Here is a 12,300-nt window from a genome sequence, read left to right as displayed (position 1 = left end):
TGCGTCATGATTCCATGGGCCGCGAGCGGGCGGCAACCCAATCCGCGATGGCGGGCCACACTTTCACGGGGCTCTTGCTGGAGGCCGACAGGCCAATGTGGCCCACCGGGAAGCGGAGCGTCTGGGTGTCCTGGGAGCCCACCAGCTTGTTGAGCGGCTCGCTCATGGGAGGCAGGGCGATGGTGTCCTGCTCGGCGATGACGTTGAGCAGCGAGGCGCGGATGCGGCTCAGCTCCACGCGCTCGCTGCCCACCTCCATGCGGCCCTGGCAGAAGAGGTTCTGCTGGTAGCAGTCCTTGATGTACTGGCGATAGACCTCGCCCGGGAAGGGCACGGCGTCGGCGCCCCAGCGCTCCATGGCGAGGAACGTGGTGACGTACTCGGGCTCGTCGATGTGGCGGCACACGTCCAGCCACCGGGTGACGCGCTGGATGGGAGCCGCCGCGAGGAAGCCGCTCTCCAGCACCCGCGAGGGGACGTTGCCGTAGGCGTCCACGAGCGAGTCCACGTCGAAGTGGCCGGGCTGCGTCCACAGCGAGTAGATGCCGCCCTTGCTGAAGTCCACGGGCGTGGCCTGCGCCACGAAGTTGCGGATGCCGTCGGGGTAGAGGCTGGCGTAGGCCAGGGCCAGGGTGCCGCCCATGCAGTAGCCGTAGAGGGTGAGCTCGTCGCTGCCGCTGGAGCGCAGCGTCCACCGCACGGCCTGGCGGACCAGATCTCCCAGCAGATCAGCCCAGGACAGGTGCTGCTCGTCTGGCCCGGCGATGCCCCAGTCGATGGCGTAGACGTCGAAGCCAGCGCGGGTGAGGAACTCGATCAGGCTGCGGCCGGGCAGGAAGTCGAGGATGTACCAGCGGTTGATCATCGAGTAGGCGAAGAGGATGGGCGTGCGCCAGCGGCGGTGCGGCGCGGCGTAGCGCAACAGGCGCATGCTGCCGCGCGTGTAGACCACCGAGTGCGGCGTGGGGCTGATGGGTGGCTCTCGCACGCCGGAGGCCTTCTCGATGATGGGCCGCAGATAGGGATAGGGGTTGAGGGAACGCTCCTGGACGACCTGCGCGAGCGCGCGAGACAGCTCGACCTGGCCCGAGACGAAGGAGCGGAAGCGCTGGAAGGTGTTCGACGACATGGGCGGGCTCTCGGGACTCAGGTGCCGCGGCGGCGGGCGATGGGCTCGGGCGGCGGAGCCTCCTGGAGCGAGCCAGTGGCGCGGTCATTGCGCTGCTGACGCTCGAGCAGCTCCACAGCCATCTCGAGCTGCGAGCCGAGGGCCTCGACTTGCTGGCTCAGGCGGCGGACCTGATCGCGCATGGACTCCACATCGGAGGACGCGGGCATGCGCAGGGCCTGGAGCACCCGCTCCTGGAGGGCTCGACGGCGGATGCGCAGATTGAAGCGCCCACGCATCACCCCGCCGCTGAGGCGCAGCCAGGTGGGGCTCTCGCTCAGCTTCGAGGAGACCTGGGTGAGCCCGCTCTCGGCCTTGGCGAAGACCTTGCCCGAGCGCGTCTCCGGGCTGGTGAGGCGCCCGACCAGCTTCAGGCCACGGTTGAGCAGGCCCTTCTTCGGTGGGCGGGAGGAGGAGGAAGCCATGGCCTACAATCTATCCAATTACGGGGGGCGCGGCTGAGGCGAACGCTCATGTCGCCTTCATGCTCGCCCGCCCGGTCTCCCGGTTCGCCCCGGAGACGCGTCATGAACGTGGGGCGCCCGTCTCCTGCTGGAACAAAGCCTACCCACGAAGTAGGGTGCTGCCTCTCAAACTCAGTAGGAGGGGATTGATGATCGGCAGCGATCTGACACATGCACAGCCTCACGCGGAGCTCGTGCCCGGGGCCATCGTCGGCCCATGGATCATCAGGGAGCGCTGGGACCGAGGCTCCTTTGGCGTGGTCTTCAAGGCGAACCGCGCGGGCCACCCCTCAACGGGCCTCTTTGCCTTGAAGGTAGCCGTGGCTCCGGACGACCCACGCTTCAAGAGAGAGGTGACCCTTCTCCAGTCGGTGCATCACCCCTCGGTGCCGCGCTTCGAGGACCGCGGATGGTGGAAGAGCGGCAGTGGTGCGCAGTACCCCTACCTCGTCATGGAGTGGGTGGACGGAATGCCGCTGTACGAGTGGGCGCGGCAGCAGAAGGTCACCTCCGCCCAGGTCCTCGAGATCCTCGCGCAGCTCGCCGGCGCCCTGGCCGCTGCCCACGCTGCCGGCGGGGTCCACCGGGACGTGAAGGGGGACAACGTCCTGGTGGCCCCCAACCAGCGGGCTGTCCTCCTCGACTGGGGGGCTGGAATGTGCCGGGGGGCGAAGGGCATCACCGACACGGTGTTGCCGCCGGGCACCTCGAGCTACCGGGCTCCCGAGGCGGTGCGCTGGGCCTGGGCGCATCGGAAGACAGGCGAGCCCTACGAGGCAGGCCCTCCCGACGATGTGTACGCGCTGGGGGTGACGGGGTACCGCCTCTGCACGGGCACCTACCCGCCCGCGCCCGAGGAGGGCTCGCTGCCTCAGCGTCGGCTGCTGCCCCCGCGTGAACTCTCGACGGTGAGCGTGGGCCTGGAGCGGATGCTCCTGGCCTGTCTCTCCCAGGATCGCCAAGCGCGCCCTTCCGCCGCCGCCCTGGCCATCGGCCTGTCGGTCGCTGGTGGCGCGCGGGATGCCGCGGCGCCTCTCGCCCCCGCTCAGGCCGCGGCGGACACCGACTCAACCTCGAGGCCAGGACCGCAGCCCCACTGGACATGGCCCAGTTGGGCGTCCACGGCAATCGCAGCACTGGGGGGCGGGCTGACAGCCGGCGCGGTACTCCTTCTCGCTGTCCATGGTGGCTCCGAGAAGCCCACAACCGCCCCGCCCCGCGCTCCCGCCTGGGAACCCAGCGTTGCGGATGAACAGCCCACTCCCGAGGCCCCGGATGGAGGTGTGGGTGAGGAGGCACTCGCCAGCGTGCAAGATGCGACGAAGACGATGCCTAGGTTTTTCTTGTCGTATGGAAGGCCGATGCCTTCAACGCCGCAGCCCGGGCAGAAGAAGCCGCCATGCGAGCGGGGGCAGAAGGCGATCAACGGAGCGTGTTGGTTCGGGCCTCTCAAAGGCCAGTCGGCCCCATGCGGCGACACCATGTTCGACTATGCAGGCGAGTGCTACCTGGCAACCGGGGAGCCGCTGCGCCAGCCCGCCTCGGAGGAGCCGCGATGAGCGTGTTCAAGCTCTTGCCAATCATGGCGCTCCTCAGCGCCAGCGGACTTGGAGACGACCTCCTTTCCTCGGTGGTGCAGGCCCCATGCGACGTCGTGCTCTTGGCTGCGGCTTGTGTCCGCGAGGGATTCTCCCTGCACGCCGATACGCCCCTGCACGCCAACACTGGCCTATCGCCTGCCGCCTCCTCATGGGAGGGCGGCTTGAGCAGGCGTGTACCTGATTGGGCTGCGGGGGGGCGCACCGACGTGCCACTCGGCCCTCCTGCACTCCTCAGCAACCCTCCTCTGCCTCTCTGCTCTCGCCCGTTCCCTTCACCTGTGCCCCTTTCTTAAAGGGAGAGCGCTTGAGAGCGGCGGGTTGTTCTGCATGGAGGCGGCGGCAATCGAACCCGCGCCGGGCGTGCAACATGGCGGAGGGGGCTTCACCTTTGGGGCGTCCAGGCAAGCGAAGCGGCGCAACAGGCGGGGTCTGTCCTCTGCAAGAATCTCTGCATCGCGCACGTGATCATCAGCGATGATGCAATGGATCCCCGCTCTTCGTGAATAGCCCAGGCTCAAGAATGAACCTGGTTTGTGTGTTGGCCGCATGTCCTAAAGGCACTCTGCTACTCCAACTCCTTCCATAAGTGCTCTAATGAATCATTAGGCCGTCCCATGAAGGTATCAAACAGACGTTCCTCGACACCGTGGGACTCCCAAACAGCCGCTGGCTCAAGCCCAATACATTCTTGGGGGGACGCCTCTCTCGAATTGCCAAGGCTGTCGAAAATCCAACAGCGCCGGAGTGGGCCCACTTCCATTCTGAATTGGACAATGGGTTGAGTCAGGCGCTCCTCAAGCTCTCTCCACCCAATGAGTTCCCATGACTTCGGGTATGGATGCTTGACAACAATCCTGAAAAGAATGGGCTTTGATGCGATCCTGTCCAGGTCCGCGTCTGGGCTGGTGGTTCTGTAGTCATAGAAGGCATCAAATGGTACTTCGAGAACCCTTCCATAGCCGAAGGAGCCGTCTGCCAGAGGGATTCTCAAGAATGAACCTGGTTTATGTGTTGGCCGCAGGTGCATGTCGCCTAATATCCTGTGTAACGGTGAATCTGTCCCCAGCGAACTGTGGCAGCGTCGTGAAACTGTCTACCTCTCGGGTTGTCTTTTGCCACGGCACGCACGATGTTCTCGGTTCGATAAGGCTTGCCCGTGTCGGACTGGGCGCCTCCATGGAAATCTATCAACTGCTGCTCTCTTCCGCGAATCCGCCAATACGCTGGGTCATCATACCGCAGATTGTAGTCGATGGCATTTCCAAGCTCGAATACATCAAGTAGTGCTTGAGCAAATGAAGCATCCTTCGGGTCTTCTTTCTCATCAATATGATGATTCATGTCTCGGAACCGAATGGCCAACTGTGCCTGGAGGTCAAGGGGCAGACCGAGATCAATGACCATGCTGGTCCGCCCCGAGTAGTAGAGCTTGGTTCTCTTGTTGAGCTTTCTGTAGGTCACATAGAGACGGCCGCGTTTCTTTTTACTTTCTCTGTCGGATTCCGCAGCTGGCCGTCCACTGGGAAGAGCGTGGGGAGAAGACACCGACTCAGGTTGGGACGTGGGCGCGCTTGTCGTCACTTCCACTGTGCCGTCAGGCGCCTGGTGAATGAGGATGTCTATCTCGATGGTGGCCGGATGCGCAGAGCCCTTTGGGGGATACCGGCCTCGAACCCATTCAGAAACATCGCCGAAGTGGGTGCCGTAGAACTTGTCCGCGATGTCGATGGGGGTCTGCTCCCCGGCCACAACCGCTTTGGCGGTGAAGCAAAGCAGCAGAACGCTGCCCGCAGCCGCAACCACCGCCCCACCTGTGACCAGGGCTTCTCCTGCCGCAGCGCCAGTGCCTGCTCCTGCCGCGGTCGTGCCGCCTTGCGGCACCGGGCGGAGCATGCCGCGGGGTACCCCATCTCCTGTGCCCCCGCCAGGAAGCCCTCTCAGCGGTGGTGGTGAAGGGGGCAGTGGAGCCGTCGGCGAACCCGCCCCTGGCGCAGGCACAGCGGCAGATGCTCCACCTTGTGCTGCCTGCTCAAAGTCGCTGCTCGAGACATAGACGCAGTACCTTGCCTGTCCAGTGGCAGGGCGAACGCTCCGGGGGGCGCTGCTACACCCCACAAGCAACATGCATGTCAGCAGAGCCACCCCTCTTGGCACCCAGCGCCTCCTGGCATGGGCTCCACTCGCGAGGAGCCCCACGCGGGATTACAGGGAGGCCGTGCGGCCGAGTCAACCAAGGGACAGCGAGCGCGAGGAGCGTATCGGCTGGCACGACCTACGCCACACCTACGGCAGCCGTCTCGCCATGCGGGGCGTCCCACTCAAGGTCATCCAGGAACTGATGGGGCATGCCACCATCGACATGACGATGCGCTATGCCTACCTGAGCCCGGACACGTGCGTGGGGCGCGAGGCCGGACTGATTATACGCTTCAGACCACGTCACAGAGGCCGCCATCCACGTTGATGGCCGTGCCTGTGACATAGGAGGAGCGCGCCGAGAGCAGGAAGGCCACCACGTCCGCGAACTCCTCCGCCTGCCCGATGCGTCCCAGCGGCACCCCCGCCTCCTTGCTCCGCTCGGCGTAGAAGGCCTCCGCGGGCTTGCCCGAGGCCTCGGCGCGCCGGTTCCACTGCCCGCTCTGGATCATCCCCACGAGCACCGCGTTGACGCGAATCGCATCCGGCCCCAGCTCCTTGGAGAGCACCTTCGTCAGCGACATGCCCGCGGCCCGGGACACGGAGGATGGCGTGGTGTTCTTCCCCGGCTCCTTGGCCTTGATGGACAGCACGTTGACGATGGAGCCTCCACCCGCCGCGCGCAGCAGCGGCACCGTGAGCCGCACGGTGCGCATCGCCGCGAACACCTTGAGCTGGAAGTCCTCCTCCCACTCCTGATCCGTCACCGAGAGGAACGGCTTGGCGGACGCGGAGCCGGCGTTGTTCACCAGCCCATCCACGCGGCCCCAGCGCTCGTGCGCGGCCTTGACGAAGCGCTCCAGGTCCTCGGCGCGAGACACATCCGCGGGGACCGCGAGCACCTCTCCGCCCTGGGAGCGCAACGTGGCGGCGGTGGCCTCCAGCCGCTCGGGCTTGCGGGCGCACAGCGCCACGCGCGCCCCTTCCCACACGAGCCGATTGCACACGGCGGCTCCCAGTCCATCCGAGCCACCCGTCACCAGCACCACCTTGCCCGTCAGTTGCAGATCCATACGAGAGGGCCTCCCTCCAGAAGAGACGAGGCCTTCTCCTTACCACCGGCCCCCGGGCTCAGGCCGGCTTCTTCACCGCCGTGGGGCGCTTCTCGAAGGCGGCCAGCGTGGTGGCGATCTCCTGGTTCACCGCGCGCAGCATGTCCTGCTTCTCGCGGAACGGCAGGAAGGCGCTCTTGAAACCGGAGACGATGATGGTGGTGAGATCCTCCAGCTCCAGGCCCAGCTCCTTGTGCGCCAGCCACAGCTCCTTGGTCACCGTGGTGTCGGTGATGAGCCGGTTGTCGGTGTTGATCGTCACCCGCAGGCCGTAGTCGAAGTAGAACTTGAGTGGGTGCGCACTGAGGCTCGGCACCGCGCCGGTCTGCACGTTGGAGCTGGGGCAGACCTCCAGCGGGATGCGGTGATCGTTCACGTAGTTGAGCAGATCCCCATCCTCGCGCAGCCGCGTGCCGTGGCCGATGCGGTGCGCGCCCAGGTAGTGGATGGCCTGGGAGATGGACTCGGGGCCGAACGCCTCGCCCGCGTGCGCGGTGCAGTTGACGTTGTTCTTGAGGATGAGCTGGAACGCATCCTTGTGGTCCTTGGCGGGGAAGCTCGCCTCGGCACCGGCGAGATCGAACCCAATCACGCCCCGGTTCTTGTAGGCCACGCTCAGCTCGGCCAGCCGCATGGAGGTCTGCGGGTTGATGTGGCGGATGCCGCAGACGATGACACCGCACTTGATCCCCGTCTCGCGCTTGGCGGCGCGCAGGCCCTCGAGCACCGAGTCGATGACGGTGGTCATCTTCAAGCCCTTCTGCAGGTGCAGCGCGGGCGAGTAGCGGACCTCCAGATAGCGCACGTTCTCGGCGGCCGCGTCCACGGCCAGCTCATAGGCGGAGCGGTAGAGCGCCTCGGCCGTCTGCAGCACGGAGAGGGTGACGTCGAACGCCACCAGGTACTCCTCGAGGCTCTTGCACATCTGCCCCATGTGGATGGCCTGGGCCAGCCCGTCCACGGAGTCCGCGGGCAGCTTCACCTTCTGCTCCTCGGCCAGCTCCAGGATGGTCTTCAGCCGCATGGAGCCATCCAGGTGGCAGTGCAGGTCCGTCTTGGGCAACGCGTGGAGCAGCTCCTCCGTCACCTCGATGGCCGGGGGTGGGGAGATGTCGGCACGGCGGGCGGCGGAGGGAATGCCCGTGGCGTTGGGGAGCTCGTCGTCACGAATGGAGGCCATGGTGAGGTTCCTTGCTTGCCAACCCTCGTGCGGGTCGGAAGATGCATCCCTCAAACCATGCTGCCGCGCGCCTGTCCATGCATCCGCCTGTTGCTCGTGCTCCTGGCGACAGGTGCGGCGGGGTGCAAGCGGCCCGCGGAGCCGGTGTTTGCGTTCTCGACGGATGCCTCCTCCCGGGCCGGGCTGGTGGCGCTGGAGGACGGCGTGCTGGTGGGCAACGAGGCGGGCACGCTGGTGCGGCTGAACCGGCGAGGGGAGGCGGTGTGGAGGGTGAAGTTCGCCCAGGAGGTGGCGGCGCGGCCCACGGTGTCCGGGGACAGTGTGGTCGCCGGGACGGTGGGCGGGGAGCTGGCGCGGCTGGGGCTCGCGGATGGAGCGGACCGGTGGCGCCTCACCGGGGAGCCGCCGGTGCTCGCGGCGCTCGTCTCGGATGAGGCGGCTGTCTACGCGCTGGGGCCGGATGGCGCGGTGCGTTCCTACGCGCTGGACACGGGGCAGGTGCGCTGGAGGCGGCCCGCGCCGAAGGCCGAGGAGTCCCACATCGATCCCAGCCAGCGGCTGCCCGCGCCGGTGCTGGCCGGAGGGGTGCTGGTGGTGTCGCTGGGAGACACGGGGCTGGTGGGGTTGTCCACGGCGGACGGGGCGGTCCGCTGGCGTCGACCGATGGCGCAGGTGCTGGGGATGACGCTGGAGGGTGACACGCTGTACGTATCCATGCGCACCGGGAGAATGGCCGCACTTGGGGTGGAGGATGGCGCCCCACGGTGGGAGCAGACGCCCGCGACGGTCCTGACCAGCCCGCCGACGTACCTCCAGGGAGTGCTCTGGGTCGGCACCGAGCCTGCTCAGCTGCTGGCCATCTCGCCCACGGATGGCCGGCGCCTGTCGGGGATCACCCTGCCCTCCCCGCTCGTGACGCAGCTCACCGCGTACGGGGAGCAGTTGATCGTTCCCACGAGCGGGCGTGAAGGCCTGCTGCTCGGCCTGCGGCGACAGGGAGGAGCGCCCGTCTTCTCGGTGCGCACGGACACTTCGTTGAGGACGACCCCGGTGGTCATCAGGGATCAGATCTTCGTGTTGGGGCTGGACGGGCGGGTGCTGTCCTGGAGCATCCGCGCGCTGGAGCCGTGATCAGCCCGGCATGAGGAAGCGGGCGATGACGCGCTTGAGGCCCACCCCGTCCCCGAAATCCACAGTCATCTTGGCGTTGGGCCCCGAGCCATCCGCGGAGATGACCCGCCCCACGCCGAACTGCTCGTGACGCACACGCATGCCACGCACGTCCCCACTCATGCCCTCCATGTCCGAGGCCTGGGAGTAGGATCGATCGATGCGCGGGCCCTCATCCTCGTCATAGGACCGGCGGCGGGGAGCCACAGGCGACGGAGCGGGACGCTGAGCCACCTGGGCCTCGGGCTCGATGCCAAAGAGGTTCGGCGGCACGTCCCGGAGGAAGCGCGAGGGCGGGTTGTAGCGCAGCTCCCCGAAGAGCGAGCGGCACTGCGCGAGGCTCACGAACAGCCGCTTGCGAGCGCGAGTGAAGCCCACGTAGCAGAGGCGTCGCTCCTCGGCCATCTCCTCGCTCTGCTCGGGATCCTCGACGGCGAGCGAGCGCGAGTGCGGGAAGACGTTGTCCTCCATGCCGGTGAGGAACACGGCGTCGAACTCCAGGCCCTTGGCCGCGTGCAGCGTCATCAGCGCCACGCGGCCCTCGCCCACCACGGCATCCGCCTCGCCCACCAGACTGATCTGCTCCAGGAACGCCTGGAGCGGAGGCACGTCCGCGGAGAGCGGCGCTGCCTCCAGATCGGGCGGAGGAGGCTCGGCCCCTTCAGCCGGCTGCGCCGTTGCAGCAGCCACCGCGGCGGCGACGCGATTCAGATCGAACTCCTGCGCGGCGCCGAGGAACTCGCGAAGGTTCTCCGCGCGGGTGAGGGACTCGTCACTGCCCTCGGCGGTGAGCGACTCCACGAGCTTGGTCTCCTGGAGCATCTGGTCCACCGCGCTCGCGGCGTCCTTGGCCTCCTGAGCGAAGGCGTTCAGCGAGGCCACCAGCGAGTGGAAGCCCGCCAGCCGCCGCGAGGCCGCCGCGTTGAGCGAGGGAATGCGCTCCGGCTGGGCGATGGCCTCATAGAGGCTGATGCCCTGCTGGTCGGCATGATCGGAGAGGCGCTCCACCGTGGTGTCGCCAATACCGCGCGCCGGCGTGTTGATGACGCGCAGCAAGTCCGCATCCGAGCGCGGGTTCACCATCAGGCGCAGGTAGGCCGCGGCGTCGCGAACCTCGGCGCGATCATAGAAGCTGCGGCCGCTCACCAGCGTGTACGGCACGCGCGCCAGCCGCATCGCCTCTTCGAGCACGCGGCTCTGGGCGTTGGCCCGGTAGAAGACGGCCATCCCCGAGTACTTGATGAAGCCCTCGCGCTGCAGCGCGTGGATCTGCCGAGCCACCTCCTGGGCCTCGGCGCGCTCATCACGGTTGATGAGGAGCTGGAGGTGCTCGCCCCGCTGGCGATCACTCCACAGCTTCTTGGGCATGCGCCGCCGGTTCTTGGAGATGACGGCGTGCGCGGCCTCGAGGATGTTCTGATCCGAGCGGTAGTTCTGCTCCAGCTTGACGACCTTGGCGCCCGGGTACTGCTCCGGGAAGCGGAGGATGTTGTCCACGCTGGCACCGCGCCAGCGGTAGATGGACTGGTCGTCGTCGCCCACCACCACGAGGTTGGCGCTCGGAGGGGGCGCCAGCAGCCGTAGCAGTTCGTACTGCACCGGGTTGGTGTCCTGGAACTCGTCCACGAGCACGTGGGAGAAGCGACGCCGGTACTGGGCCAGCACATCCGGGCGCTTGCGGAACAGCGTGACGAGCAGCAGCAGCAGGTCCCCGAAGTCCACCGCGTTCGCGGCGCGCAGTAGCCGCTGATAGGCTTGGTACACCCTCTTCACCACCATGCCGCGCACGTCATCCACGTCCACGTGCATGTCCTCGGGCAGGCGCGCGGCGTTCTTCTCCTGATCGATCCGGTGGAGGATCTCCCGCGGCTGGAGCCCAGGCTCCACGCGTGCATCGCGCATGGCGCGCTTCACGAGCCCCAGCTGATCCCCGTCGTCATAGATGACGAAGCTGCGGGTGAGCCCCACGGCCTCGGCCTCGCGGCGGAGAATCATCGCGGCCGATGAGTGGAAGGTGCTGACCACCAGCTCATTGGCCTGCGCGCCCAGGAGCTGTGTGAGGCGCTCGCGCATCTCTCGCGCGGCCTTGTTGGTGAAGGTGACGGCGAGGATGCGCCAGGGGAAGACACGGCGGACCAGCACCAGGTGCGCCACGCGGCGAGTAATGACGCGCGTCTTTCCGCTCCCGGCCCCCGACAGGACGAGCAGCGGACCATCCCCATGCAGGACAGCTTCCTTCTGGGGCGGGTTCAGATCTTCGAGCAGGGCTTGTTCGTGCGGATTCACGGCGAGTCTGGTGGGAGTCGGAAGCTTTGTCTTCTAACGCCTTTCCGCGCTCCGCGAAGGAGGTTCTGCATGACTCGCGGCCCGATTGCCTGCCTGGAGACCCTGTGACCGGCTCGCAGGCTCGAAGTGGCTGCGCGAGCGGCCTCCTACCAGGCATCGCCTGAGCCCCGGGAGTCTGTCAGACTGAGGGCTTCATGGTGTTCCGCTCGCGCCTGCTCACCTTTCTGCTGGGCGGGGCCCTGCTGGGCCTCGGCATCATCCTGCTGATGTCGGTCGATCCCTGGCAGGCGGCCACGCTCCACCGCTGGGAGAACACCGAGCCTCCCGTGCCCATGTTGGTCTTTTCGGGCGCCCTGTTCGTGATGGGACTCGCCCTCATCGTGGCGGTCGTGATTGGAATGCTCGGCCACACGGCGTTCCGGGAGACCACGCTCGAGCTCCCCGAGGGAGGCGCGCTCCTGGGAGGCGATGCGCAAGTCCGGGTGCGTCTGGTGCCTCGGGGGAGCGTGCGAGTGAGCTCCGCGGAGCTGCGCCTCATCACCGAGGAGCGGGCCGACTACGAAGAGAAGTTCCCAGAGCTGTCACACGACTCGGAACAGCAGACGGGGCACCTCTCGAGCGTCATGGAGGTCCACCGGTGGAGCTCCCGGCTGGCGCTCCCGGAAGAGCTGAGCGAGCCCTGGGAGCAGTCCGTCCCGGTCCCCATTCCCCTGGAGCTGCCGCCCAGCTTTCGCTGGACGCGCCACTCGGTGGCGACCCGCCTGGAGCTGGAGGTCGTCCTGATCGGGCGGCTGGACCTGCGGTTGGAGCGGGAGCTGCTCATCCTCCCCCGTCAAGCCTGAGCCCGCCATGGATCTGATCTGCACGGTGGCCTTCGAAGCACCCGAGGTGGAGGCAGGCGGCACGCTCGAGGGCCGCGTCCGCCTCCTGGAAGACACCTCGGCCGTCAGGACCGCGCAGTCCATGCGGCTCCGAGCCATCTGCCGCATCGAAGGCCCTGGAGAACCGGAGTCACGTGTGCTGAGCATCGCCGAGCTCCCAGGCCCTTTCCATCCCCGCATGGAGGTGCCCTTCACCCTGTCCCTTCCCGAGCGCGTCCCCACGAGCTACCAGGGCATCGTCCTGCGCATCGGCTGGCACCTGCTGGTACAACTGATGACGCCCGAGGACGGCTCTCCCGAGC

11 protein-coding genes and 1 pseudogene are annotated in these 12,300 nt (G+C 67.1%); 5 read left to right on the top strand and 7 right to left on the bottom strand.

Annotation, left to right across the window (positions count from 1 at the left end):
* Window positions 1–4 precede the first annotated feature (4 nt).
* Both ACJ8AT_RS14855 and ACJ8AT_RS14850 read right to left on the bottom strand, forming a co-directional pair.
* Window positions 5–1,129, bottom strand: a complete 1,125-nt coding sequence (locus ACJ8AT_RS14855) for an alpha/beta fold hydrolase (protein WP_407738379.1) — start codon at window positions 1,127–1,129, stop codon at window positions 5–7.
* Between the two features lie 17 nt (window positions 1,130–1,146).
* The gene (locus ACJ8AT_RS14850) at window positions 1,147–1,593 is read right to left on the bottom strand and encodes a hypothetical protein (RefSeq protein ID WP_407738378.1); all 447 of its coding nucleotides are present in this window, start codon (window positions 1,591–1,593) and stop codon (window positions 1,147–1,149) included.
* A 188-nt stretch (window positions 1,594–1,781) separates the two neighbouring features.
* On the opposite strand from ACJ8AT_RS14850, the gene ACJ8AT_RS14845 reads away from it, so the two are divergent.
* A complete protein-coding gene (locus ACJ8AT_RS14845) occupies window positions 1,782–3,191 on the top strand; it encodes a serine/threonine protein kinase (protein ID WP_407738377.1) in 1,410 nt (469 codons plus the stop codon).
* Window positions 3,192–3,798: 607 nt separating this feature from the next.
* On the opposite strand, the gene ACJ8AT_RS14840 is transcribed toward ACJ8AT_RS14845, so the two are convergent.
* Window positions 3,799–4,260 carry an immunity 26/phosphotriesterase HocA family protein gene (locus ACJ8AT_RS14840; RefSeq protein ID WP_407738376.1) on the bottom strand — a complete coding sequence of 154 codons (462 nt, stop codon included), beginning with the start codon at window positions 4,258–4,260 and terminating at the stop codon, window positions 3,799–3,801.
* Window positions 4,261–4,265: 5 nt separating this feature from the next.
* Window positions 4,266–5,126, bottom strand: a complete 861-nt coding sequence (locus tag ACJ8AT_RS14835; RefSeq protein WP_407738375.1) for a hypothetical protein — start codon at window positions 5,124–5,126, stop codon at window positions 4,266–4,268.
* 358 nt (window positions 5,127–5,484) lie between these two features.
* Between ACJ8AT_RS14835 and ACJ8AT_RS14830 the strand changes: the two are divergent.
* Window positions 5,485–5,697 (top strand): annotated as a pseudogene (locus ACJ8AT_RS14830) (tyrosine-type recombinase/integrase); the annotation flags it as partial.
* On the opposite strand, the gene ACJ8AT_RS14825 reads toward ACJ8AT_RS14830, so the two are convergent.
* Together ACJ8AT_RS14825 and add are read right to left on the bottom strand one after the other, a co-directional pair.
* Entirely contained in the window at window positions 5,663–6,442 is a 780-nt protein-coding gene (locus tag ACJ8AT_RS14825) for an SDR family NAD(P)-dependent oxidoreductase (RefSeq protein WP_407738374.1), read from the bottom strand. The pseudogene ACJ8AT_RS14830 and the gene ACJ8AT_RS14825 sit on opposite strands and share 35 nt — an antisense overlap.
* Window positions 6,443–6,500: 58 nt before the next feature.
* A complete protein-coding gene (add, locus tag ACJ8AT_RS14820) occupies window positions 6,501–7,661 on the bottom strand; it encodes an adenosine deaminase (RefSeq protein WP_407738373.1) in 1,161 nt (386 codons plus the stop codon).
* Window positions 7,662–7,718: 57 nt separating this feature from the next.
* Between add and ACJ8AT_RS14815 the strand changes: the two genes are divergently transcribed.
* The gene (locus ACJ8AT_RS14815; protein WP_407738372.1) at window positions 7,719–8,792 is read left to right on the top strand and encodes a PQQ-binding-like beta-propeller repeat protein; all 1,074 of its coding nucleotides are present in this window, start codon (window positions 7,719–7,721) and stop codon (window positions 8,790–8,792) included.
* On the opposite strand, the gene ACJ8AT_RS14810 is transcribed toward ACJ8AT_RS14815, so the two are convergent.
* Window positions 8,793–11,117: an ATP-dependent helicase gene (locus ACJ8AT_RS14810; RefSeq protein WP_407738371.1), complete on the bottom strand. Its 2,325-nt coding sequence runs from the start codon at window positions 11,115–11,117 to the stop codon at window positions 8,793–8,795.
* A gap of 194 nt (window positions 11,118–11,311) precedes the next feature.
* On the opposite strand from ACJ8AT_RS14810, the gene ACJ8AT_RS14805 reads away from it, so the two are divergent.
* Entirely contained in the window at window positions 11,312–11,959 is a 648-nt protein-coding gene (locus ACJ8AT_RS14805) for a hypothetical protein (RefSeq protein ID WP_407738370.1), read from the top strand.
* Window positions 11,960–11,966: 7 nt separating this feature from the next.
* Window positions 11,967–12,300 (top strand): hypothetical protein (locus ACJ8AT_RS14800; RefSeq protein WP_407738369.1); only part of this gene is annotated, 334 nt, incomplete at its 3' end.

It is taken from the genome of Hyalangium sp. (assembly GCF_045802625.1).
GTDB lineage: Bacteria > Myxococcota > Myxococcia > Myxococcales > Myxococcaceae > Hyalangium.
Note: the sequence above shows the minus strand (reverse complement) of the source record. Positions and strands in the feature narration are given on the sequence as shown.